This is a genomic window from Bradyrhizobium sp. Bra78 (assembly GCF_024519855.1).
GTDB classification, from domain to species: Bacteria; Pseudomonadota; Alphaproteobacteria; order Rhizobiales; family Xanthobacteraceae; genus Bradyrhizobium; species Bradyrhizobium japonicum_G.
The window spans coordinates 168002-190306 of the sequence record NZ_JALJRE010000001.1 but is presented as its reverse complement, the minus strand read 5'-3'; the positions used below and the strand labels follow the sequence as shown (position 1 = coordinate 190306).

24 protein-coding genes are annotated in these 22305 nt (G+C 64.4%); 2 read left to right on the top strand and 22 right to left on the bottom strand.

Translation table 11 applies throughout. The annotated features are described in order from the left end of the window. Positions 1–45: 45 nt before the first annotated feature. Positions 46–933 carry a dienelactone hydrolase family protein gene (locus OC450_RS00945; RefSeq protein WP_262046991.1) on the bottom strand — a complete coding sequence of 296 codons (888 nt, stop codon included), beginning with the start codon at positions 931–933 and terminating at the stop codon, positions 46–48. Between the two features lie 675 nt (positions 934–1608). Here OC450_RS00945 and OC450_RS00940 point away from each other — a divergent pair. Next, the gene (locus tag OC450_RS00940) at positions 1609–2187 is read left to right on the top strand and encodes a MarR family winged helix-turn-helix transcriptional regulator (RefSeq protein WP_256805845.1); all 579 of its coding nucleotides are present in this window, start codon (positions 1609–1611) and stop codon (positions 2185–2187) included. Positions 2188–2200: 13 nt separating this feature from the next. On the opposite strand, the gene OC450_RS00935 is transcribed toward OC450_RS00940, so the two are convergent. Further along, positions 2201–3142, bottom strand: coding sequence for a hypothetical protein (locus OC450_RS00935; RefSeq protein WP_256805844.1), 942 nt, complete (start codon positions 3140–3142; stop codon positions 2201–2203). A gap of 817 nt (positions 3143–3959) precedes the next feature. Between OC450_RS00935 and OC450_RS00930 the strand changes: the two genes are divergently transcribed. Continuing rightward, entirely contained in the window at positions 3960–4730 is a 771-nt protein-coding gene (locus OC450_RS00930) for a response regulator transcription factor (RefSeq protein WP_256805843.1), read from the top strand. 132 nt (positions 4731–4862) lie between these two features. On the opposite strand, the gene OC450_RS00925 is transcribed toward OC450_RS00930, so the two are convergent. From OC450_RS00925 to OC450_RS00830, 20 genes are all read right to left on the bottom strand, one after another. After that, positions 4863–5321, bottom strand: a complete 459-nt coding sequence (locus tag OC450_RS00925) for a hypothetical protein (RefSeq protein ID WP_211387275.1) — start codon at positions 5319–5321, stop codon at positions 4863–4865. Continuing rightward, positions 5318–5830, bottom strand: a complete 513-nt coding sequence (locus tag OC450_RS00920; protein ID WP_211387276.1) for a flagellar biosynthesis protein FlgN — start codon at positions 5828–5830, stop codon at positions 5318–5320. Before OC450_RS00920 ends, OC450_RS00925 begins: the two co-directional genes overlap by 4 nt. 42 nt (positions 5831–5872) lie before the next feature. Next, positions 5873–6349, bottom strand: a complete 477-nt coding sequence (locus OC450_RS00915) for a rod-binding protein (protein WP_211387293.1) — start codon at positions 6347–6349, stop codon at positions 5873–5875. Next, complete coding sequence (locus OC450_RS00910) at positions 6346–6765, bottom strand: hypothetical protein (protein WP_211387277.1); 420 nt, start codon at positions 6763–6765, stop codon at positions 6346–6348. The genes OC450_RS00915 and OC450_RS00910 overlap by 4 nt, the downstream gene beginning before the upstream one ends. Before the next feature lie 6 nt (positions 6766–6771). Continuing rightward, positions 6772–7524: a flagellar biosynthesis protein FliR gene (fliR, locus tag OC450_RS00905; protein WP_211387278.1), complete on the bottom strand. Its 753-nt coding sequence runs from the start codon at positions 7522–7524 to the stop codon at positions 6772–6774. Then, a complete protein-coding gene (gene flhA / locus OC450_RS00900) occupies positions 7521–9602 on the bottom strand; it encodes a flagellar biosynthesis protein FlhA (protein ID WP_211387279.1) in 2082 nt (693 codons plus the stop codon). Before flhA ends, fliR begins: the two co-directional genes overlap by 4 nt. Positions 9603–9678: 76 nt before the next feature. Beyond that, complete coding sequence (gene fliQ, locus OC450_RS00895) at positions 9679–9945, bottom strand: flagellar biosynthesis protein FliQ (protein ID WP_018453982.1); 267 nt, start codon at positions 9943–9945, stop codon at positions 9679–9681. Beyond that, on the bottom strand, positions 9942–10364 hold the full coding sequence (gene flgD / locus OC450_RS00890; protein WP_211387280.1) for a flagellar hook assembly protein FlgD: 423 nt from the start codon (positions 10362–10364) through the stop codon (positions 9942–9944). Before flgD ends, fliQ begins: the two co-directional genes overlap by 4 nt. Positions 10365–10378: 14 nt before the next feature. Then, positions 10379–10789 (bottom strand): flagellar biosynthesis repressor FlbT, encoded by a 411-nt coding sequence (flbT, locus tag OC450_RS00885; protein WP_211387281.1) that lies wholly within the window; start codon positions 10787–10789, stop codon positions 10379–10381. Then, positions 10789–11133: a flagellar biosynthesis regulator FlaF gene (flaF, locus tag OC450_RS00880; protein WP_211387282.1), complete on the bottom strand. Its 345-nt coding sequence runs from the start codon at positions 11131–11133 to the stop codon at positions 10789–10791. The genes flbT and flaF overlap by 1 nt, the downstream gene beginning before the upstream one ends. Positions 11134–11201: 68 nt before the next feature. After that, positions 11202–12248, bottom strand: a complete 1047-nt coding sequence (locus tag OC450_RS00875; protein ID WP_211387283.1) for a flagellar hook-associated family protein — start codon at positions 12246–12248, stop codon at positions 11202–11204. A 3-nt stretch (positions 12249–12251) separates the two neighbouring features. After that, positions 12252–13727 (bottom strand): flagellar hook-associated protein FlgK, encoded by a 1476-nt coding sequence (gene flgK / locus OC450_RS00870; RefSeq protein ID WP_262046990.1) that lies wholly within the window; start codon positions 13725–13727, stop codon positions 12252–12254. Between the two features lie 34 nt (positions 13728–13761). Next, on the bottom strand, positions 13762–14991 hold the full coding sequence (locus OC450_RS00865; RefSeq protein WP_262046989.1) for a flagellar hook protein FlgE: 1230 nt from the start codon (positions 14989–14991) through the stop codon (positions 13762–13764). A gap of 107 nt (positions 14992–15098) precedes the next feature. Then, complete coding sequence (locus OC450_RS00860) at positions 15099–15680, bottom strand: transglycosylase SLT domain-containing protein (protein WP_211387286.1); 582 nt, start codon at positions 15678–15680, stop codon at positions 15099–15101. After that, on the bottom strand, positions 15631–16986 hold the full coding sequence (locus tag OC450_RS00855; protein WP_262046988.1) for a flagellar hook-length control protein FliK: 1356 nt from the start codon (positions 16984–16986) through the stop codon (positions 15631–15633). Before OC450_RS00855 ends, OC450_RS00860 begins: the two co-directional genes overlap by 50 nt. Further along, positions 16983–18179: a chemotaxis protein gene (locus tag OC450_RS00850; RefSeq protein WP_262046987.1), complete on the bottom strand. Its 1197-nt coding sequence runs from the start codon at positions 18177–18179 to the stop codon at positions 16983–16985. The genes OC450_RS00855 and OC450_RS00850 overlap by 4 nt, the downstream gene beginning before the upstream one ends. Beyond that, positions 18176–19507 carry a MotB family protein gene (locus OC450_RS00845; protein WP_262046986.1) on the bottom strand — a complete coding sequence of 444 codons (1332 nt, stop codon included), beginning with the start codon at positions 19505–19507 and terminating at the stop codon, positions 18176–18178. Before OC450_RS00845 ends, OC450_RS00850 begins: the two co-directional genes overlap by 4 nt. A gap of 6 nt (positions 19508–19513) precedes the next feature. After that, entirely contained in the window at positions 19514–20218 is a 705-nt protein-coding gene (locus OC450_RS00840; RefSeq protein ID WP_211387290.1) for a hypothetical protein, read from the bottom strand. Continuing rightward, entirely contained in the window at positions 20215–21843 is a 1629-nt protein-coding gene (gene fliF / locus OC450_RS00835) for a flagellar basal-body MS-ring/collar protein FliF (RefSeq protein WP_211387291.1), read from the bottom strand. The genes OC450_RS00840 and fliF overlap by 4 nt, the downstream gene beginning before the upstream one ends. A gap of 298 nt (positions 21844–22141) precedes the next feature. Continuing rightward, on the bottom strand, positions 22142–22305 hold a 164-nt coding region (locus tag OC450_RS00830), incomplete at its 5' end, for a flagellin (protein ID WP_262047227.1).

Here is a 22305-nt window from a genome sequence, read left to right as displayed (position 1 = left end):
CTTGTCGGAAAGCCGCTGCACACTTTTCCGGATCATGCCTCAGCGTCAGCTCAACACGCCGTATTTCTTGAACCAGGTCTGCGCCTTCTTCCAGGCATCTTCCGCCGCGTCCTTGCGGTAGCTGCCGCGGTAGTCGGCATAGAAGCCATGCGGCGCCTCCGGATAGATCTTGAATTCGGCCGTCTTCTTGTTCCGCTCGAGCGCGGCCTTGAGCTGCTCGACCTGGGCGACGGGAATGCCGGTATCGGCGCCGCCATAGAGGCCGAGCACCGGCGCCTTCATCTCGGGCGCGAGCTGCATCGGGCTCTTCGGCCACAGCGGATTAGGCGCATCGACCGGCGGACCATAGAACGCGACGCCGGCCTTGAGCGTGCCGCTGTGGGCGGCATATTCCCAGACCGTGCGACCGCCGCGGCAGAAGCCGATGATGCCGAGCTTCGTGGTATCGCCGCCTTGTGATCCTGCCCACGCCGCCGTTGCGTCGAGATCGGACAGCAGCTCCGCGTCCGGCTTGGCATTGACGACCGGCAGCAGGTCCTTGATGTCGGTGACCTTTGTCAGATCGACGCCCTTGCGGAAGTAATAGTCGGGCGCGACCGCGAATGCGCCGAGCTTGGCGAGGCGCCGCGTCACGTCCCTGATGTATTCGTGCAGGCCGAAGATCTCCATCGCCACGATGATCACCGGCGCCTTGGTATTGCCGGCGGGGCGGGCAAAATATGCAGGCATCTCCTCGGAGCCGACCTTGATCCTGGCATCGCCGGTTTGGAGACCGTTGGTGTCTGTCGTGATCACCTCGGCGCGGACCGGCCCGGCCGCAAGCGTGTAGCCGGCGGCTACAGCCGCGGTGACGCTCATGAAGCCGCGACGCGAGACCGGGGCGACTTTCGTCAGCCCGACGACGTCGGATGTGATGGTGGTTTCGAGACTCATCGGTCGGTCCTTCCTGATGCCTGGCCCCGATCCTTCAGGCGGCGCATTCGCCCTTGGTTGCCGGCCAAACGCAAATCACCAGCCTGCGAGCGCTGCCGCCATCAGGCCTGCTTGCGGCGCTGTTTCACCGGCGCGGCCTCGGGCATCAGGCTCGTCGCAACAAGACGCTGAACGGTTTGCTTGCTCGATCACGGACGGCACGCTGGCATTCCCAGGCCCGATCGTATTTCGGATTTAACCGGCTGGCTGCGCTGCGGCGCAACATCCATTAACCGAAAATGGCGGTTCCCTCGTCCTGACTTGCGCTGCCGGGAGTTGCAGCCGATGCGCCTCGTCGCGCAATTCGAAGCACGTCGCGGCAACAAATGAGCTCTGCCGTAGCCGCAACAACACATCATGTTGCTCCCGCATCGCAAGCCATCGGAGATCCGCGCGCGAACTGCGGTCATTTGACTGAAATTATCGGAAGAGTTGAGCGAGGCGATTTACTCGAACTTTCTTTGTGAAGCTCTAGTTCCACGTCCGGAAGTTCCCTCCGCAGAACCAAGGCTCTTCCCGCGCGCGGTCTGCCTTCCGGCAACGGAGGAAGGATCGCCCGAGAGATTCATCCTCGTCCACCCAGATTGCGCTACCAAAGGCTCAATTGAATAAAGCTTTATCCGACCTGGAATTGAAATGAACTTGGCTCGCGAATCGATTGAACTGTTGGAGCAGGCCGCGCGGATCCTGTGGTTCGAAGGCGCCAAGCACGGGTTGCGCGACCGCGAGTGGATGGCGCTGCGTTTCCTGTCCCGCGCCAACCGATTTTCCCGAACACCGTCGGCGCTCGCGAGTTACGTCGGCACCACGCGTGGCACTGCTTCGTTCATCATCGGCGAGCTGGAGCGGCTCGGCTATGTCGAGCGAAAGCGCTCGGCCAAGGACAAGCGCTCGGTGATGCTGAGCGTCACGCTGCAGGGCAAGAAGTTCCTGGTGCGCGACCCCGTCAACGTCCTCGTCGAGGCGATCGACGTACTCGACGACGAGGCAAAGATCCGCTTCCGCGACACGTTCCGGCATGTGCTGGATCAGTCGGACGCCGCAGAACAGCGGCATCACACCGACGTTTGCAAGCGATGCATCTTCCTCCGCGAAGACCGCACCACGACGGACAGCAAGACGACGGTCGAGTTCAGCTGCCGCCTGTTTCGCGCGCCGATCGCGGAGGCGGAGGTCGATCTGCTATGCACCAGCTTCGAGCATCACCGTCAATAGAAGCGGCCTTCGATCAGGGTGCCGCCTTTCGTGACGAATAGATGACGCCCCCGCTGGACTCCACCACCAGACGTCCGTTCTCGCTTCTGATCTCCTCGATGCGGCCAAGGCCGGACACCTGCTGTCCCAGCACGGCCTCGATGACGCCGTTGGGGCCCTGCAGGATCGCAATTCCCTCATAGGCCTGGCGGACCGACCAGCCCTTGACCGCCTTTCGCGGTGCCGACCCGCGCTCGGATGGAGGCACCGATCCCGTGATCTCGGGTGCCGCGACCGAAGCCATCATCGGCACTGGCTGTTGCGGTTGCGAGGCGGCGGGCGTCGGAGCCTGGTCCTGGGCCAGGGCGAGCTTGTCGAGCTTCACCGTCGAGGACGAACTCACCCGTTCTATGCGATCCAGGTTCTCGGCGAAACGGCCAAAACGGTCATTGGTTGCCTTGCTTGATTGATCGACCGCGGTGCGCAGGCCGTCGAGATTTTCGGACACGCCCGACACCTGCTTGCGTAGCTGCGCCACCGTCTCGCGCAGAATCCTGATCTCCGTATTGGCTGCGACGCTGCTCTGGGCGGGCTGCGTGGTGAGATAGGCGATCACGCCGGTGCAGGCACAGACCACCAGGATCGAAGCGACCGCCAATGTGGCGAGCGGCGCAACCCATGTCGGGCGCGGCGGCGGCGGCTTGGCCACGATCACTGCCGGCTTGATCACGGTCGGCGCGGGCTTCGGTATCGCCATCTTGTCGAGGCGCGCCTTGGCGCGAATACGCTTCAGACCCTCGAGCGCCTCTTTTGCCAGAGTTTCGTCACTCGCTGCCGCCGACACACGCTTGGTATTCGCAGCGGGCTTGGGGGCTCGCGCCGTATTGTCCCTGACATCGCGCACCTCCGCAGCCGGCTTCGCCGCTGCGGAAACATCAGCGGTCGCGTTGGGACGAGCTTGTCCATCGGACAACATGCGGGAATGCTCCGTTCGGTTCGATCTGTCGGACGATGACGTTATTTGCCGAAGCTTGCCCGAAACGTGCGTATCGAAAACTTTTCATCGCGTGCGACGACGTCACATGAGTCCGACGAGTCATACACGTGGCGAGAGTGCGACTCGAAAGACACACACCCGCCAAGATTTCGCCAAACTGGAGTCATCTCGCCATAATGAGTCGAATTGTCGCACATGGAAACGCGACGGCGAGAGTCAATCCCGGGTTGAAAACCACTCGATGTGCATGACCTGCAAGACCACCCAAAATAGCTGCAATCATACGGGGATGCGGAACTTTAGAACCGCCACGGTGCAAAACTAGTTCGAATTCCAAATCAACTGATGCGATTGGATATACAAAGAAACAACCCGAAACAAACCAACAGCATCAAGCACGTGTAGCAATCGCTTTGTTGCGCACGCTTGATCGGAAATCGGCAATTGTTACGGTCCTACTCAAGTGATTCTCGCCAGTTGGCGAGGAGATCGACACAGTGCAGTAGCGTTCGGACGCGATGAGCAACCTGGCGCAACTGTTCTAGGTCGCTTTCTCAATCCGCTCCGCGGGGTGATCCGTAAGACACCCGCCGGGCCTCACGCAGTAAGCGTTCAGTATCGAGTCGAAGTAGCAGGCCTGCGAGACGCAGGCACTGAATGCGTAGGGCTGCCCGCGAATATCGAAACCATAATAACGGTTCGCGGGAAGGAATGTCGTCAAACAGCATCGTTGCCGAGCCGGGGCATCACAACAAACAACCGGCCGCAACAGTTGCGAAACAGGGGCGAAAGACTGATGTATATTATCGTTGATGATCGCGAGAGCGTCGCGAACAGCTACGTCGGAGGGCTCGTTCGCGAAGGTGTATCGTCGATCGGCTTCTCCTCCGGAGAATTCTGGGACTGGCTGCAATCTGCGAGTGAATCGGATCTGGCTGCGGTGGACGCGTTCCTCCTCGGGGATTGCGACGCCCGTGGAAGCCTGCCGCGGGCGATGCGCAAGCGCTCTTCGGCGCCCATCATCGCCATGAGCGGCCAGAAGATGCTCAAGAACACGCTCGAGCTGTTCGAATCGGGCGTCGATGACGTCGTGCACGTGCCGATTCATCTCCGCGAGATCCTCGCCCGAACGGCCGCGATCGCGCGCCGTCGCGTGGGCGAACTGCCGAGGCCCTGCGAGACCAGGATCCAGGTCTTCTTCAACGGACGTGACCCCGAGATCGCGGGCCACGCCCTCACCCTGCCCCGCCGCGAACTGCGCATTCTCGAATATATGGTCAGCAACCACGGCAAGTGGATCACCAAGACGCAGATCTTCAACGCGGTCTACGGCATCTTCGAGTCGACCTTCGACGAGAGCGTCATCGAGAGTCACGTCAGCAAGCTGCGCAAGAAACTTCGTGACCGCCTCGGCTTCGACGCGATCGTGGCCCGGCGCTACGTCGGATACCGCCTCAACATCCCGGCCGGCGAGACCATTGACGTGCCGATGCAGGAGCTCGACGAGGTCGGCATTCTCCTGAACCGGGCACATGCCGCCCCGGCGGCGTATCCGGCTGGAAACTGAACCGGCGGGGCGCACACCCTCGAAACCGACAACGGCCTCTGCTAACCAATTTCGCAGAGGCCGTTGTAGTTTCAACGATAGAAGCGGCGAACGCAGGCACGGTCCCGCGACGCTCCGGAGCCGGCTGGTGCGTCAGGGCTTCTGCTGGAATTCGTCCTTCGACACGTAGTTGAAATCCTCGACCAGGACGTCCTGGACGATTTCCGCCTGCATCCGCTCATTAACGCGCTGCTTGATGGCCGTCGTGAGGATGGAAAGATCGTAACGGGCGAGCTTTCTGAAGTCGAGGCGGTCGTCGGCATAGATCCTGCGGAAGGCCTCATCGACGACGAACGGCTCCGGCGGAACGGTGAGCTGGTGCAAGGTCCTCGCATCCACGGTGTAGACGAAGCGCGCGACGATATAGCCCTGCACGTTGCCGCCCTCGACCATCGGCACGCTCAGCGCCCGCGTCTTCTGGTACTGCAGCCCCTCGAGATATTCGTCTTTCGCCGGCAGCAGGCTGCCGTTTTCCTTCCAATAGGCCACGGCATAGCTCGTGCCCGCGGTGAGGATGCATACCCAGAGCCCGGCCAGCACGAGTCTGATCATTTTCCGTCCTGTGCTGCGCGACCGGTATAGGTGCCGTCCGATTCGGCGTCCCTGATGGCCTTGACGATGATGGCCGCAACCTCGCGTACCGCGTCGTAATGCATCTCGAGGATGGCGCGATTCCGTTCAAGCTTCTCGCGCAACCGCTGGATCTCCTCGGTGATCTCGACCTCGCCGCCGAGATGCATTCGTGCCCGCATCAAGCGGACGAATTCCAGCATGCTCCGGCTCTTCCGGGCGCTGAAATCGTCGAAATCGATCTTATTGCCCGTCGAGAGCGCGGCGGTCTCCTCCTCGACGATGCTTTCGAGCCGGCGGATCGCGGCCAGCAGGCCGCGCACCTCGTCGGATCTCGCCGCGTCCGCGCCGTCGCTCACGATCTCGCCGCCGCCATTCGGCAGCGGCACGGGCAACAGCACGTCGGTCGTCGCGGCTGCCGTCGTCATCGCCCCGGTTTCCACGACCGGCTGTTCCATCACCAGGGTCGCCGCGCCATCTTGTGCCTGCATAGGAAATTCACCCTTCAACTTCTGTCTTCCATTTCCGGATCGTCATCCGCCCTTGCCCGTAACGTCAGGCCCCGCCGGATGCGCGGCGGCGAGCTGCTTGGCAATGCCAATTCCCTTGCCCTTCGCCAGCTGAGCACCCAGTTGCTCCGCCAGCATCGACTTCCAGACGCCGCCGGCCGTGCCCTTGCCGAAGACCTCCTCCGACTCCTTCGGCAACATCGTCTCGACGAAGGTCTGGAGAATGAAAGCTTCGAACTTCCGGTACACTTCGCCCGAAGCCGGCGCCTTGATCACCGGCACCGGAGCCCCGTTCACCGCACCCGGCTGCGCTTCCGAAAGCTTCGTCGCCGCTTGATCGGCCGCCGCCGCAGCCTTGCCCACCTCCGCATCCATCGTGGCGGCGAAATCGGCATCGGAGGCTTTCAGCCCGTCGAGCTTGGCGGTCGCCGCGCGCTGCGCTACCGGGTCGGCCGCATCGAGAACGTCGAGAACGAGGTCGGTTGTCGCTGTTACGATCATGTCTTGGTCCGGTTGGCTGGCCGTGGCGTCCACTCGCGCACAATGAGGCTGGTTCCCGTCATCTCCTCGAGCGATCGCTTTTCGGCGTCGCGAAGCTTTTCCGCGAGTGCCGCCTTCGCGACCTGTTCGAGCTGCTTCATACGGCGGCTCTCCGCGCGGACCTGGTCGAGCTGCTGCGAGGCCTGGGCCTGAACCGCGCGTGCGCCGACGCTCGTCCTGCTCAAGCGCCGCGCGATCGATTCGCTCGATGATCCCGCCGGGGGCGTCCCGTCGTTCAGGGTCCCGACCAGCCATTCCTGCTCGTCCTGCAAGCTTCTCTCCTGCTGCCGCAATTGCGCGAGCTGCCATTCGGACAGCCGGAGCTGGAGCTTCACGAGCGAGACCATCCGGCCGAGCTTGTCCGCGCGCGACGTCATGACCGGTCACTCCGCCAGCCACGACGAGACGCCGAGCATGAATTGCGTCAAGAGCTCGTCGCTGGTGAGGTAGAGCAGCAGGAAGCCTCCGCACAGCACGAAGGGCACCGAGATGAAATAGACCGGAATCGCCGGCGTCAGCTTGTTGATCAGGCCGACCGCCAGGTTGACGATCACCGAATAGACGATGAAAGGGCTGGTGATCCGCAGCGTCAGCACGAACGCCTCGGACAGCCGGCCGACGAGTTGGTCGAGCGCCATGCCGCCGCCGAGCCTGTCGCCGGGATGCCAGACGTCGTAGGAGTTCATCAACCCGCGCAGGACCTGCCAGTGCTGGTCGGTCATGAAGAACAGCGTGGTGACGGCCGCCATGATCAGCGGCACCAAAGCCGGCGCAGGATCGGTGTCGGCGATCGGCGTTCCCGGGATGTTGCTCAGCCCGATCGCGCCCGCCATCATGGTGGCCATGGTCTGGAGCGCGAGGAAGAACACGCGACCGCCGAGCCCGATGACGCTGCCGACCACGAGCTCTGAGCCGATCAGGAGCGCGAGCGTCAGCGGCGCGGCATTGTCCGTGAGGGGTTTCAGGACAGCGATCAGGATCGGCGTCAGCGCAAACGTTGTGACGAGTGCGACGAACAGGCGGACCTGGACCGGGACGTTGACGCTGGAATAGCCGGGCACCAGCATCAGGCAGGCGCCGATGCGGCAGAACACGATGAACGTCACCAGAACGCTGTCGGCGAGGCCGCTGATCACGATATGGCTCCGAGCGCTCTGATCTCTGCGCTGCGCGCGACTTCGACATGCGACAGGATCGGCAGCGTCGGAAACACCCGCTCCAGGATCATCCGGACATAGGGACGGGCTTCAGGGGTCACCGCCAGCACAACGCTGGTACCGTTCTCGGTGAACTTGCGGATCGCGGCGCTGGCTTCGGTCGCAAACTGCTCGATCAGGCGCGGATCGGCGTCGAATTCGACGACGTCTCCCTTGGCGTCGCGCTTCAGGCTCTGGTGGAACGCCAGGTCCCAGCGGTTGCCGAGACGGACCACGTTGAGCACGCCGTTGTCCGAGAGGTCGCCGCAGATCTGCTGGGCAAGGCGCGTGCGCACGTGCTCTGCGACCTGCTCGGAGCGCCGCACATGGGGCGCGATCTCGGCGATGGCCTCCAGGATCAGATGCAGATTGCGGATCGACACGCGTTCGGCCAGCAGGATCTTCAGGATCGCCAGCAGGCCCGAGTACGAGATCTGCGACGGGCAGAGGTCCTCGACCAGGCGCTTGTATTCGGGATCGAGCCGGTCGAGCAGGCCGCGCATATCCTTGTATGACAGAAGCTGGGCGAGATTGGCCCGGATCACTTCGCTCAGATGCGTGAGCAGCACCGACAGATTGTCGACCGGCTTGCAACCCTGCCGCTTGACCTCGTCGGTGAACGCGTCGGTCACCCACAATGCCTTCATGCCGAAGGCCGGCTCGATCACCTCTTCGCCGGGCACGTCGGGCTTGCCGTCCTTGTCGACGAGCACCAGCACCTCGCCGAGCCGGAGCTCGCCCTGGGCGATGCGGGTGTCGTGGAGCCTGATCTGGTATCCCTTGGGGTCGATCGACAGATTGTCGGTGAGCTTGATCTCGGGAATCACGAAGCCGTACTGCTTGGCGAACTTCTTGCGAATCTTGGCCACGCGGTGCGCGAGCTCGGTGCGCGAGCCCAGCAGATGGACCGAAAGGTGGCCGCCGAGCGCCAGCTCGATCTCCGCGGTCTTGAGCGATTCCTTGACGGATTCCTTGGCCTCGGACTGGGCGCGCTCGTCGGCCTTGCGCGCATCCTCTTTCCGCTCCCGCGCCGCCTGCCGCCTCGGCAGCGCGTATCCGATGAATGCCATGACGCCGCCGAGCAGCAGGAAGGGCGCCATCGGCAGCCCCGGCATCAAGGCGAGCACGAACATCATCAGCGCGGCGGCAGACACCGCGCGCGGATAGCCGCTGAGCTGCCGCAGCACGGCCTGCTCGGCTGAGCCCCTGGTGCCGCCCTTGGAGACGAGCAGGCCCGCCGACAGCGACACGATCAGCGCCGGCATCTGCGACACCAGGCCGTCGCCGACCGAGAGCTTGGTGTAGACGTCGGCGGCGCGCGACAGCGTCAGCCCGTGATGGGTGACGCCGATGATGATGCCGCCGAAGATGTTGATCGCCGTGATGATCAGGGCGGCGATGGCATCGCCCCGAACGAACTTCGAGGCGCCGTCCATGGCGCCGAAGAACGCGCTCTCCTCCTCGAGTTCGCGGCGCCGGCGCTGCGCTTCCTTGTCGTCGATCAGGCCCGCCGACAGATCCGCGTCGATCGCCATCTGCTTGCCCGGGATCGCGTCCAGGGTAAAGCGGGCGCCGACTTCGGCGATACGCGTGGCACCCTTGGTGATCACGACGAAATTCACCGTGACGAGGATCGCGAAGATGATCAGACCGATGACGAAGTCGCCGCCCATGACGAACTTGGAGAAGCCGGCAACGACGTGACCGGCCGCCTGCTCGCCCTCCCCGCCCCGCGACAGGATCAGCCGCGTCGTCGCGACGTTCAGCGCCAGGCGCAGGATCGTCGCGATCAGCAGCACGGTCGGAAAGGCCGAGAAGTCGAGCGGCCGCTGGATCCACAGCGCGACCATCAGGATCAATGCCGACAGCGCGATCGAGAAGGCGAGGCCGAGGTCGATCAGGATCGGCGGAATCGGCAGAAACAGGATCGTGAGCATGGCCACGATGCCGCCCGCGAAGAAGGCGTCGGCGCCCAATCGTCGCGGGGTCGGCAGGCTAGCAGCTAACGTATCGGCCATGGGTCACCGGCAGAGGATCCGGCGCGTAATCTGCCGTGCAAAGCTTACGCGGGGGTGGTGGCCGGGGCCGTCCGGATCAGAAACCGCGCTCGATGTGCGAATAGACCATCTCGGTGAAGGTGGAGAGATGGGCCCCGATGAAGGAGCCGGAGACGGCAACGACCACGAGAATGACGATGATCTTCGGAACGAAGGTCAGCGTCACCTCCTGGATCTGGGTCAGGGCCTGGATCAGCGCGATGATGGTGCCGACCAGCATCGCGGCGCCGACGGCAGGGCCGGAGGCGACGATGATGGTCCAGATCGCCGCCTGGACGATGTCGAGGGCGTCCCGTTCATTCATGACTGGCTGATCGTGAGACCGGGCCCGACGGCGACCTTGGTGCCGTCCTCGAGGGTCGCGACGGAGCCGTCGCTGTTGATGGAAATCGAAGCGACCTTGCCGCTGAAGGTCGCTCCGGTCGAGTCCGTGAAGCTGACGGTCTTTCCGATCAAGCCGTCGGCCTGCGACAGCGACTGCGAAGACAGCAGTGCGTCGAGCTTCGTATTGGTCTGCATCGCCTGCTCGACCGACGAGAGCTGCGCGAACTGGCTCATATATTGCGAGGTATCCATCGGATTGGTCGGATCCTGGTTCTTCATCTCGGCGATGAGCAGCTGAAGAAACGTGTTGTAGTCGACGCCGGTGCTCGACGTCGACGTGGTGGAACCGGTCGAACTGGACGACTTGCCGGTGCTATCGGTCGCGCTGGTGACGTTCATGTGCCTCTCCGCTGTCAGGCAGCTTCGGATGGGGAATCGGTCTTGGCGCCCGCCAGGATGGCCTGCTCCACCGGAAACAGCGCCCGGATCCGCTTGAGCGCCTCGAAGTAACGCGTCGCTCCGACCAGTTCGTCGACAGCGCCAAGCCCGACCAGCATCTCGTGGCTCTCGCACACCGCGACCAGGGCCGCGTGATGCTGCCCGTACAGGGCCGATGCATCCCGGACGTCGGTCGGATTCATCAGCATGAGCTGGACGATGAAATAGAGCTGGCGCAGCGCCGTGGTGGCGTCGGAGGCCTGCATCACCTGCCCTTCGAGCAGGAACATCACGTCGTTGACGAGTTCGAGCGAGACCTTGCGGTCCACACGCAGCACCGCGCCGTTGATGTAGACCCGTTCACCCGCGCGCAAGGATATCTTCATCAAAGAGCGTCTCGGATCAGGCGGTTGATTTCGATGAGCTGCATCACGTCGTCCGACTTCTCTTCGCGGAGGCGGTCAGCTTCCTTGACGACCCACAGGCCGATCGAGATGATGTCGGCGCGCAGCTTGTCCGGCAGTCCGTTCTCCGGATGCGCGAGATCCTCGATGAAGATCGTCCACAGCCGCCGCACATAGAGCAGGCTCTCGACCAGATCCTCGAAGCTGAAGCGCCCCTTCTGGATTCGCTCGAGCCGATCGATGCCGAGGCTGAGCGCCTGCCGCTCGCGGCCCCGCGCCTCATAGCCGCTCTCGTCGACGACCGCTTCATAGGCTTCAAACGTCATCAGGAAAACTCTGCGCAGGAGACCGAATAACAAGACAAGGATTGCAGGCCTTACGAACGGGCTATGACTCAGAGATAGTTGATGAGGCTGATCTTCTGGAGCTGCGAGGTCAGCGCGAGCGCCGTCTGGATCTGGGTCTGCAAGGTGTTGACCCGGACCGAGGCTTCCGCCGGATCGACCTGCTCCATACCGACGATCTGATTGTTCAGAATGTCCTGCTGCGCCTTCAGTTTGCTGGTTGCGGTGGTGAGCCGCTGCTGGACCGTGCCGACGCTGCCGCCGAGCGCAGCGAGGTCCGTGATGGCGTTACCGACGAGGCCGATAGCCTTGTCCACGACGACCTGGAACGTCTCCTGGCTCAGGTTCGTGTTCCCGAGATCCGCCATCATGGTGTAGGCCTCGGCGAGCTTGCGGAAGCCGGCCTGGTTGGCGCTCACGGACGTATCGGCGATCTCGGTCGTTGAGATCCGGCTTTGCATGACCTGGTCGGTGGCCGTTGACCAGTTGGTGTTCCAGGCCGGGCTCGCGAACTCGGCATCGAAGCTGGTGTTGAGGAAGGTCTGCATTTGAGCGGCGGTGATGCTGCTCACGCTGGCGGAGGATTGCGAGAAGCCGAAAGTCGCAAGGAAATCGGAGTCGACCTGGTTCTTGCTGGCCGAGCCGGCGGCGTAAGCCGTGATCGGCTGGTTCTGCGTGTTGATGCCCGAGAACAGGTACGAGCCGTTATAGGACACGTTCAACGCGCCGATCAGATCCTGGAGATTGGAGGACGCAGGCGGCAGGATGATCCGCCCGCCGCCGTCGGTGCTGCGGGCCGCGATCAGGTCCTTGAGGAAGTCCGTTGCGGTCGTGCTGAGCTGGGTGATCCGGTTCTGCGTCACGTCCAGGCGTCCCGAGACGAGCCCGTTGGTATCGACGAGCTGATCGGCGAAGCTCCAATCCGCCCGCAGGGTGACGTCGCTGCCGGTCGTGGCACCAAGTTCGAGGCCAATATCGGCGAAGCGGCCGGTGGTTGCCTCCGTCGACGCCTTGCTCAGCGCAGCCTGGTTGTTCGTGATCGAGGACCTCAACGACGAAGACAGCATCAACGTCGAGATGTAGTTCGCGCTCATCATGGCTCAATTCCCCACGGCAGCCAGCAGGCTCTGCAACATTTCGTCGACGGTCGAGATGATCTTCGACGACGCCGAATAGGTGCGCTCGACCTGAAGCATCAAGGACATCTCGTCGTCCATGTTGACGCCGCTGACGTTCGACAGCGCCGCAGTGCTGCGGTCGAGCAGCGTGTTCTGGTAGGTGACGTTGTCGTCCGCGGCCTTGCGCTGGTTTTCGATCCAGCTCGTTGACGACGAGGCGAAGTCGATCAGGCTGCCGCTCGGCTTGCCTTGCGTGGTGGCATCGAACGGCTGCGACGCATCCATGTCGCCGATGAGCTGCTGCAACCGGGTCGAATAGCCGCCGTTGCCGGCGGTGTTGTATTGGTATGCGGCGTTGCCGCTGATCGCACCGTCGCGCAGCAGATCCGGGTTGCCGCCCAGGGCCGGATCGACCGACGCGGCAACCGAGATCGTGCCTGCGAGGCCTACTGAGACGGTGGCGCTCGCCGGCATCGCCGGCGCGCCGGGATAGGTGAAGAGACCGGGAACGTCGGGCAGCGCCGCGCCGGACTGATCACTCTCCTTGAAGGTATTGATCAGGCCGCGCGCGATCTCGTCGAGCTGACTCTGATAGGTGACCGTGTCCTGGTCACGCAGCTGGGCGAGGCCCGCCAGCTTGCCCGACTTCAGCGGCATCACCGAATTGGCGCCGGTCACCGGCACGCCGTCGATATAGACCGCATTGCCCGTGGTGCCGGCCGTATAGGCGTTGGTCGGCGCAAAGCTCACCGTCCGCGCCGTCTTGTCGAACAGCACGACGCCGCTGTCGGTGTAGAGTGCCGCGTCTCCGTTGGTGCGGATCGACATCGTGACGCCGAGCTCCTGCGACAGCTGGGAGACGATGCTGTCGCGCTGGTCGAGGTAGTCGGTGACGTCGTCGCCGGAAATCGTGCCCTTCACGATCGCCGTATTGACGGACTGGAACTGGGAGAGCAGCCGGTTGATGTTCTGGACCGACGTTTTCATGTCGGCATCCGCACCCTCACGGACCGACTGCACGGTCTGTGTCGCCTGGTTGAGCGCGGTCGCCATGTCCTTGGCTGACGCAACCGCCGCCTGCGCCAGCGTGGTGTTGTCCGGGGCGTTGGCATATTGCTGGAGCGCCTGCTTCAGCGCATTGAGCTGCGCCGTCGGCGACTGGTCGAGTTCCGGATCGTCCACCGTGGCGGATGCGATCTTCTGGAGGCCGTCATGGATCGCGCTCTGCTCGGCCGACGACGAGGTCGCGATCAGAACGTTGTTGTAGAGACCCGAGCTGGCCGCGCGCTGTATCCCCGCCACATAGACGCCGGTCCCGGGCAGGTTGTCCAACACGGCAATCTTCCGCGAATAGCCGGTGGAGCTGGCACCGGCGATGTTGCGCGAGATGACCGACGACTGGATGCCCGACGCCATGAGCGAGGAGCGGGCGGATTCGAGGGCGGCGGTAAGGTTCATGATCTGCTCTTGCCGGCGACGAGCGCTGCGGGAATCAGCGCTTCAGGTTGACGACCACGTCCAGCAAATCGGCGCCGGTCTGGAATGATTTCGAGTTCGCGGTGAAGCCGCGCTGGGCCTCGATCATCGAGGTCAATTCGTCGGCGAGATCGACGTTGGAATCCTCCAGCGCGCCCGACTGGATCGTGCCGAGGCCGCCCTGGCCGGCGAGGCCGACCTGCACGTTTCCGGAATCCAGGTTCGGCGAATAGACATTCCCGACTTCGGGCGTCAGATGGTCGGGGCTCGGCACGGTCGCCAGCGCGATCTGGAAGCTCGGAAGTTCGGTGCCGTTCTTGAGGACCGCGGTGACCACTCCCTTGTCGTCGATGTTGACCTTCTCGACAGCGGACGGAGCGTTGCCGTCGACGGTCGCCTTGAAGTCGAAGGCGGAGGCGACCTGCGTCATCGCCGAGAGGTCGATATTGAAGGCAGCAGAACCGCCAGGGATCGCCACCGAAAGCGACGTCGGGCTCGCGGCGGCCAGCGCACCCTTGCCGACCGCCGTAACGTCGAAGGTGAACGTGGTCGCGGGGCCGCTCGTCGTCAGCGCGGTTGCGCCGTTGTAGACCTCGATATCCCAGGTATTCGCGCCCGTCTTTGCGGCGTAGACGTCGAGCGTCACGGCATTGCCGATGTTGTCGTAGGTCACCATCGAGGTCTTCGACGTGTAGTTGGCCGGACCGGCCGGAGCCGCGATCGCGGTTGCGCTCGGATCGAGATTGGCCGCCACGGTCGCCTTGGTCGAGGGCGCGGCCTGGAGCGCCATCTGGTTGACGTTGATGACCTGAAGGCCGCCGAAGCCGTTGGCGGCGACGTTGGGCGCGGCACCGTTCTGGATGTTGTAGCCCATCAGCTGGAAGCCGGCCGTGTTGACGAGATTGCCCGTGCTGTCGGGCACGAACGAGCCGGCGCGCGTGAGGAAATTGTTGCCGTTCGGGTCCTGCACGACGAAGAAGCCGTTGCCCTGGACCGCGAGGTCCGTCGTCGAGGTCGTGAACTGGAGGTTGCCGGGATCGGTGATGGCATAGCGGACCGTGGTCTCGACCGCGCCGGAATCGTAATTGCCCGAGCCGCTCTTCAGGATCAGCGAGGAGAACTCCGTCGAAGCCCGCTTGTAGCCGGTGGTGTTGACGTTCGCGATGTTGTCCGAAACCGTCGACAGCTTGTTGGACTGCGCGTTCATCCCGGAAACTCCGGTGCGCATAACACCATACAGGCTCATGAATTGGGCTCCTTTGGTAGGTTGCAGTTACAATGGGGGTTGTTGCTTGCGCGAGGCTGATGATCGGGAACGATGCACAACTTGATGTCGCTCCTCGGGTCGTCTCTTCAGGTGGTCTTGGCCTGACAGAATGAGCGCGCCTTGTCGGTCCACGCGCCGAAGCCGCTGGAGACGAGATGAGCGACGATGTGACAGACGTAGCGCTTCTGCGCCGGCTGGTTGTTGGGCCCCGCATTGTAGCGGGCGACCGCCATTGTCCAGCTGCCCTCGCGCTGCTTGAGCTCCTTCAGGAAGCGCGCGGCGTAGTCGACGTTTCTGGCGGGATCGAACATCGCCCGCACCGAGGCGAACTTGTCGCCGTGATAATAGTGGTTGATCTGCATGCAGCCGAGGTCGATCAGCTTGATGCCCTTGGCTCGCATCGCCTCGAAATTCGCGATCGCGTCGTTCATGTCCTTGGCGAAGACGGTCTGTCCCTCGGCGCCGAGCGCGTAGGGATAAAGCGCGCCGCGCCTCCCGGTCTCGGTCAGGCCGACCGCATAGAGAATGCCGAGCGGAATCCCGTGCTGCTGGGACGCGCGCGCCATCTCGCGCTCGCAAGGGCGCGAATTGTCGGTCGCCGCTGCCGCGGCGCCGGCGTTACAGATAAACAGGGCCGCGACGAATCTGCGGCGCCACGTCCTGGTCATGACGCGTCTCCTGGTTGGACTGGCGCTCCTGTCGGGTCTGCTTCGCGCCGCCGTCCGATTGTCCAGACGACGTGCTCGTGCCGCCGAACGTGCCTTGCGACTGCGACGACGGCTGTTGCTGGCCCGAGAGCTGCGACTGCGACTGGCCGGTGCCGCTCTGGAATTCATCCAACGAGCCGTGTTGGACAGGGGCAACGTCGGCGACGTAGCCCGCCGACTGCATGAGCTCGCGGATCGAGTCGCGCCGCTGGTCCAGCATCTGGCTCGTGTCCTTGCGCTCGGCGGCAAGGTGGACGGACACTTCGGTGCCGACGAGACGAAGCCGAACGGTGACGTTGCCGAGCGCGGGCGGCTCGAGATTGATGGTCAGGATCTTGAGCGGCTGGTCCGGCGCGGAGGTCTGGGATGCCGCAGAATCGGGAGCTGCGGACGCCGCCGGCACCGGAGATTCCTTCAGCTCGGCGACGACGGCATTGGCAATTTGTTGTGGGGCGTTGAACTGCGCCGGAGGCAGATGGGTTTCCTGCTGGATCACCGTGACCTTGGTCGCCTCGGGCAGCGCATCCCGCGCCGAGGCCTTGGCGGCGCGTTCGACATTGGCGGCGACGGCCTCGAAGCCGGGTGCAATGGGCATCGCCTTCGACGGCTCTTCGCTTTGCGTCGATAGCGCTTGGGCGGCGTCTATCGCTCGCGGAGCCGCGGCCTGCGAGCGCGCAGCGGTCGGAGCGACAGCAGACGGGCGGGACTCGGCCGTTGCCGCCTTCGTCAAGTCCGTGACCTGAACTTCGCGCTTCGCAGTGAAGGACCGCTCGCCGCGCGCGGGGGTATCCTGCTTGTCGCCGGCTGTTGCTTGCAGCTGCGGCTTCGCGGCCGGTGCGGCGGCGATCTCCTGTCCGACGATTGCGGAAATCCCCGGCCGGTTCTGGACGTCGGCCTTCTCGCCGGGGTCGACCGGAGCCTGCTTCTCCAACGATTTGCCGGTCTTCTTCGCGGGGGATTTCCCGGTGGATTTGGAGTCCTCGACCGTCGCGGTGCCGTCATGCGCCGTCTCGTCCCTTGCTTTGTCCTTGTCGCTCTGATGCGCCAGGCCCGTCCGAAGCGTTGCCGCTTTGACGGCCGTATCGCCGCCCTCATCGTTCAGGGCCCGCTTGGCGAGGTTCGAGACGGTGTGGAGCAGATCGTTGAACGACGAGTCCGCCTGCGGTTTCGCCGCGGCACTCTTGCCGGAGCGCGATGCGCCCCGCATGCTGAGGCTTTCGGCTAGTCCCGAAAACACCTGTCCGGAGGTTCCACTGAGCTTCGTCATGGACGGCGATCCCTGGTGAGAAGTTCGAGTTCGCCGAACTGCTTCTGCGCGCGCGCGAGCGTCGCGGCCGACGATGCGAGATCGAGACGCGCCGGCGTGACCGGAGGCTTGTCGGCTGCGGCGACCGTTCCGCCCGCGAACGGCTTGCGGACATCGAGCGCGAGCTGCAGCGTTGCATTCAGGAGCGGAAGATCGCGCTCGGGCAATTTCGACCGGTCGAGCGCCTTCAGCTCGGCGATACCGCCGTCATATTCGTCCGTCAGCGCCCGCGAGGCGCCGCGGAAGAAATGCGCGCGCTCGCGATCCGCCGAGGCATCGGCGCTGAGCGCGAGCGCGCGCTCGCCGGCAAGCCGGGTCACGACCAGTCGTCCGCGCACCATCGCGGTGCGCGCGATCACGAGATAGAGCTTGAGCCGGCTCGCGCGATCGATCTGCTCGAGCAGAGTGACGATCCGCGCAAAGCGGCGCTCGTCGAGCGCGAGGCTCGATTGCGTCACGCCCGTGGAAAAACGCTGCCAGAAATCCCCGGCATAGACCGAGTTGCGGTAGTGGCGGATATAGGCCAGCGTCAGGAACTCGAACTTGTCGAAATCCTCCGCCTGGCCGACCAGCAGGATCTGGCGCCGCAGCGCCGCTTCCTCCACCAGCGTGCCCGGCAGGAGCAGGCGCGCGTCGTCCAGGCGCTCGATCGCGAGCGACGCCTCGGTGCGCGCGAACAGCGCCCCCTGCACCAGTGCGACCTGTCCGCCCAGGCCCGACGGAATCGTGCGCGGCTTGACGTCCTTGAGCAACTCGCGCGCTTCGTCCTGACGGCCCTCGACATAGGCAACCGCACCATCGAACAGCCGTGCGTCGACGTTCAGCTTGTCGCGCGGCAGTTTGCGGACGATTTGCGGCCCGCCGCCGCTGAGCAGATAGATGACGACGGCCTGGCCGTTCTGCGGGTTGCTCCACACGCCCGGATCCGCAGCGACAAATTTTTCGCCGATCTGCCGGATCAACGCGATGTGCTTGCCATACGCCGCAGTATCGCCGTTGGCGATGCCGTCCTGCGCGGCCTGCAATGCGCGCACGAGCTCATATGGCTCGCCCGATGTCGATGGCGCCGGAGCCGGTGCCGGCTCGGCAAATGCGCCCGCCGCCGTTATCGGCAGCAGCGCCAGCAGCGCGGCGCGGAGCAGTGGCTTGATCAAGGACGCTTCTCCCGGATCAGGATCTCGATCCGGCGATTTTGCGCGGCCGCCGGATCGTTCTGAAGCTTGGGCCGCCGGTCGGCGTAACCCTCGACATGCTCGATCCGCCGCGCATCGACGCCGGCGCGGACGAGCATGTAATAGGCCATCTGCGCACGGGCCGTCGACAGCCGCCAATTGTCGTAGGTCTCCGATTTGTATGGCCGGTTGTCGGTGTGTCCGCGGACGATGATCATGCCAGGCCGCTTCGTCAGCAGCGGGCCGATCTTGTCGATCACGCGGATGAGCTCCGGCCGGGGCTCAGCAGAGCCGACCGCGAACATGCCGAAGCTGGCGTCGTCGGTCAGGCTGATCAGCAGTCCTTCCTCGACCTGACGCACCTCGGCCGCCGGTCCCGCGCCGGCCTTGATGTCCGACAGCGCCTCTGCGATTGCCGATTGCAGCTGCTTGACCGTCGGTTGCTGCGTCTGGGCCGCATCGCGCGGCTCGGACTCCTTTGTCGTATCGTTGAGCCGCGCGGGTGCGGCGGCGTTGGCTTGAACGCCAACGCCAGACTGGGCGCCCGGCTGCGCGTTGCCGTCGCGTGCAGACTGCGACGGCGCAGGCCCCGGCGGCAGCAGAGGCGACAGGCTTGCGGACGAAGCATCGGCGTTCGGAGCCACGTTTCCGGCGGCATCGTCCGCCCTGGCACGACGCGCCTGCGGCTCGCCCTGAACTGTCCCGGCCGCATTGTCGCGCGCGGACGCATTCGGCTTGGGCTCGCTCTCGATGATGCGGTCGGCATCCTTGGACGCCTGCGGCGCGAGCTTCCAATAGCCGGGATCGAAGGGATCTCGGTAGGCGTCGCCACCCTTGAGGCCGTCCTCTTCGGCCGACGTCAGCGCGCCGGCGCGCCGCTGGCCCGAGGCCTGGTTGGCGCTGTTGGCGATCTCGGTGAGCGTCGCATAGGGATCGCGGAACAGGACCTTCTCCTCGTAGAAGGGCGGCTTCTCGGCGGTCGGGGAGTCGCCGCGACGTTCCTCGCTGGGTCCGGCCGGCTGACGCCTGCCGTCCTGGCCTTCGAACGACGACGGCTCCTTTTTGGAGAGATCCTTGAGGCCCTTCGGCGCGGGCGCGTTCTCCGCGAGCTTGATCGGATTGAAATAGCTCGCCACCACCTGCTTCTGGTCCTGGTTCAGCGCATTGATCAGCCACATCACCAGGAAGAACGCCATCATCGCGGTCATGAAGTCCGCATAGGCGATCTTCCAGACGCCACCGTGCGGCTTCTCGTCGTCGAAGGCGCTCCGCCGACGGATGATGACGAGCTCTGCTTTGACCTCATTCATGGCGGGCTACCGGCGCGCCTCTTTCAGGCGTTCGCTCCAGGCCGAGAGCTGAGTCTCGATCACGGTCTGGTCGGCGACGACGCGGACCTCGAAGGTCTCGGCGGCCTCGTACTCGATACCCGTTCGGCGGGCCGTATCGAGCTGTATCTTCACCAGGTCGAGCAGTTCGCTCGGGCCGGTGACCTTGAACACCGGCACCGGCGAATTGCCGGTCAGCGCCGCAATCTGCTCCACCAGCGACCCGATCGCCTTGTCGCGGACCGCCTCAGCCAGGAACGGCAGCAATATCCGTGCGACGGAGCTCGCGATGTTGGTCTCGATCTCGCGGCAAGCCGTCTCGAAGCCACTGACGACCGCGACCGCCTGCTGGTCGGACCACTTGGCCCGCTCCTCGCCGAGCCGGATCGCGCTGCGCACCCGCTCCTCGGCGATCCGGGCGTCGCCTTCCGCGACGCCCGCGGCATGGCCGCGCCGATAGGCATCGTCCAGAAGGTTGGCCGACGGAGCTTCCGCCTTCGGAGCGGGAGACGGCGACTGAGGCTGAGGCTGCGGTTGCGGTTGACCCTGAAGCTGAGGCTGGGGCTGCGGCTCGCGCCGGACCTCCTTCTGCCTCGTCAGCACGTCCTGGATCTTGGGCGGCGGAGGCGGCGGCGACTTGGCCCGGCCGTTCGCGTCGAACTGCGTCAGAAGTTTTCCGATTGCCGCGTTCATGCCGCCTCCTCGCGTCGCATCCAGTCTTTAAGGATCGCTGCCGCCTGCATCTGATCGAGCCGAACGATCTGCTCCAGCCGCTTCTGCGGCGTTCGCTGCATCTTGCCTTCGAGATCTTCGACGAGGTTGAGCTCGGCCTCCTCGCTTTCAGCCAATGCAAGGGCTCCGGCGGCCTCGAGCTGGGCAGCTTCTGCCGCCTCGGTCTGCTCCTGCGCAGCGCGATGGGTCAGAATGCCGTTGACCGCGGGGCGAAGCCCGAACCAGACCAGCATCGATGCAACGGCCAGGATCGTCACCGCGTTGATGACGCTGCCGAGCTGCTTGTTGATCATTTCGACGAAGCTGATCGGCGGCACCGGCGCCAGTTCGCGCGAGCCTTCGATGAAGTCGACGGCCGTTACCTGGATCTGGTCGCCGCGCTGCTTGTCCAGCCCACCCGCCGTCGCCGCGAGTTGGCTGATCTCGGCGAGCTTGCTGTCGACGATGGCCTGGTTGCTCTTGTCGCCGAGGTCGGCGACGAGGCGCGCGCGATTGACCAGGACCGCGATGAACAACTTCTTCACCAGATAGCCGTCGCTCACCGTCGTCGTGGTCTTGGACGAGACCTCGAAATTGGTGACGTCCTCGCGGCGCGTCTTGTCCTCGCTGGAGTTCTTGGTGCCGCCGGCGTTGACCTGCTGGTCCGGAAGGTTCTGCTGCACCGTAGTCGGCGTCGAGCGATCCGCGTTCTGCGACGATTCTTTCTCGCGCACGTTACGGACGGAACGCTCGGCGCGGGTCTCCGGATCGTAGACGGTCTCGTTGATCTGCCGCTTGTCGGTGGAGAGCTGCGGCGCGACGCTCACCTCGAAATTGTCGAGGCCCAGATACGGCGTCAGCGCCTTGCGGATATTCTCCTGCACCATCCCGCCGACCGTCTTCTGGAGGTTCGCCATCTTGGTCGGCGCGGCGCTCGCCTCGTCGTCTTCGGCCAGCAGCATCGAACCGTCGGCATCCAGCACCGTCACCTTGTCGCGGGTCATGCCTGGAATCGCGGCCGCGACGAGGTGACGGATCGACTGCGCCGTGCGCGCCTCGATCGCACCGTCGGTACGCAGCACGACCGAGGCCGACGGCGGTTGCTGGGTGGCACGAAACGAGCCGCGCACCGGCAGCACGATATGCACCCTTGCGGCCTTGACGCCCTTCATCAACTGCACCGTGCGTGCGATCTCGCCTTCGAGCGCGCGCAGCTTCGTGACTTCCTGCATGAACGAAGTCAGGCCGAGCGAGCCGATCTTGTCGAACAGCTCGTAGCCGGAATTGGCGCTGGTCGGCAGCCCTTTCTCGGCGAGCAGCATTCGCGCCTGCATGGTCTGGCTCGGGCGCACCGAAACCGCATCGCCGGCGGTATTGACGTCGAATGTGATGTTCTGCTCGCGCAGCGCGGCGCCCATCCGCGTCACGTCTTCCCGGCTGAGGCCGGTATAGAGCGTCTCGAATTCGGGCCGGCTCAGATAATAGGCGCCGCCGACGACGGTGACGAGAACGGCAAAGCCGATCAGTCCCAGGGCCATCAGGCGTCGCGGCCCAAGCTCCAGAAGATTGTTGAGCAGTTGCTGTATCTGCGCACGACTGAGCAGCATGTGACCTCGTACCGATGCGAACGTAGAGGACACTCCGCTGCCAACCTTGTCTGAAGGTTGCGCGAGAATGCGAATGTGCCGGTTCGCCGGCGAGGCGTTGCAATTTTGCAAGCGAGTGAACGACGCGATCGGCGGCAACGTGCGGGCGATCGGGCGAATGACAGCGCGATCGGCGATACGTACTGGGTCGAGTCTGGCGTCGGGAGGTCGATTGCGGGCACGTCTTGTGCCACCGGATCCGCCGTTCATGGCGGAGGCCGTGCTCCCTTGGGAGCACGGCCGGTTTCGAAGCCGCGGCTTAACGGAACAGCGACAGGATGCTCTGGCTGTTCTGGTTGGCGATCGAGAGCGCCTGAACGCCGAGCTGCTGCTGGGTCTGCAGCGCCTGAAGGCGGGTCGATTCCGCGTTCATGTCGGCGTCGACGAGCTGGCCGACACCGCGGTCCACGGAGTCCATCAGCG

Coding starts and splice junctions, on each gene's coding strand:
- OC450_RS00940 (WP_256805845.1), top strand. CDS start 1,609: ATGAACTTGGCTCGCGAATCGATTGAACTGTTGGAGCAGGCCGCGCGG.
- flhA (WP_211387279.1), bottom strand. CDS start 9,602: ATGGCCGATACGTTAGCTGCTAGCCTGCCGACCCCGCGACGATTGGGC.
- fliQ (WP_018453982.1), bottom strand. CDS start 9,945: ATGAATGAACGGGACGCCCTCGACATCGTCCAGGCGGCGATCTGGACC.
- OC450_RS00855 (WP_262046988.1), bottom strand. CDS start 16,986: ATGACGAAGCTCAGTGGAACCTCCGGACAGGTGTTTTCGGGACTAGCC.
- OC450_RS00915 (WP_211387293.1), bottom strand. CDS start 6,349: ATGATCGTAACAGCGACAACCGACCTCGTTCTCGACGTTCTCGATGCG.
- OC450_RS00930 (WP_256805843.1), top strand. CDS start 3,960: ATGTATATTATCGTTGATGATCGCGAGAGCGTCGCGAACAGCTACGTC.
- OC450_RS00945 (WP_262046991.1), bottom strand. CDS start 933: ATGAGTCTCGAAACCACCATCACATCCGACGTCGTCGGGCTGACGAAA.
- OC450_RS00865 (WP_262046989.1), bottom strand. CDS start 14,991: ATGAGCCTGTATGGTGTTATGCGCACCGGAGTTTCCGGGATGAACGCG.
- flbT (WP_211387281.1), bottom strand. CDS start 10,789: ATGAAGATATCCTTGCGCGCGGGTGAACGGGTCTACATCAACGGCGCG.
- OC450_RS00935 (WP_256805844.1), bottom strand. CDS start 3,142: ATGTTGTCCGATGGACAAGCTCGTCCCAACGCGACCGCTGATGTTTCC.
- OC450_RS00840 (WP_211387290.1), bottom strand. CDS start 20,218: ATGAACGCGGCAATCGGAAAACTTCTGACGCAGTTCGACGCGAACGGC.
- OC450_RS00910 (WP_211387277.1), bottom strand. CDS start 6,765: ATGACGTCGCGCGCGGACAAGCTCGGCCGGATGGTCTCGCTCGTGAAG.
- flaF (WP_211387282.1), bottom strand. CDS start 11,133: ATGACGTTTGAAGCCTATGAAGCGGTCGTCGACGAGAGCGGCTATGAG.
- OC450_RS00875 (WP_211387283.1), bottom strand. CDS start 12,248: ATGATGAGCGCGAACTACATCTCGACGTTGATGCTGTCTTCGTCGTTG.
- flgK (WP_262046990.1), bottom strand. CDS start 13,727: ATGAACCTTACCGCCGCCCTCGAATCCGCCCGCTCCTCGCTCATGGCG.
- OC450_RS00845 (WP_262046986.1), bottom strand. CDS start 19,507: ATGAATGAGGTCAAAGCAGAGCTCGTCATCATCCGTCGGCGGAGCGCC.
- OC450_RS00860 (WP_211387286.1), bottom strand. CDS start 15,680: ATGACCAGGACGTGGCGCCGCAGATTCGTCGCGGCCCTGTTTATCTGT.
- OC450_RS00925 (WP_211387275.1), bottom strand. CDS start 5,321: ATGATCAGACTCGTGCTGGCCGGGCTCTGGGTATGCATCCTCACCGCG.
- OC450_RS00920 (WP_211387276.1), bottom strand. CDS start 5,830: ATGCAGGCACAAGATGGCGCGGCGACCCTGGTGATGGAACAGCCGGTC.
- fliF (WP_211387291.1), bottom strand. CDS start 21,843: ATGCTGCTCAGTCGTGCGCAGATACAGCAACTGCTCAACAATCTTCTG.
- flgD (WP_211387280.1), bottom strand. CDS start 10,364: ATGAACGTCACCAGCGCGACCGATAGCACCGGCAAGTCGTCCAGTTCG.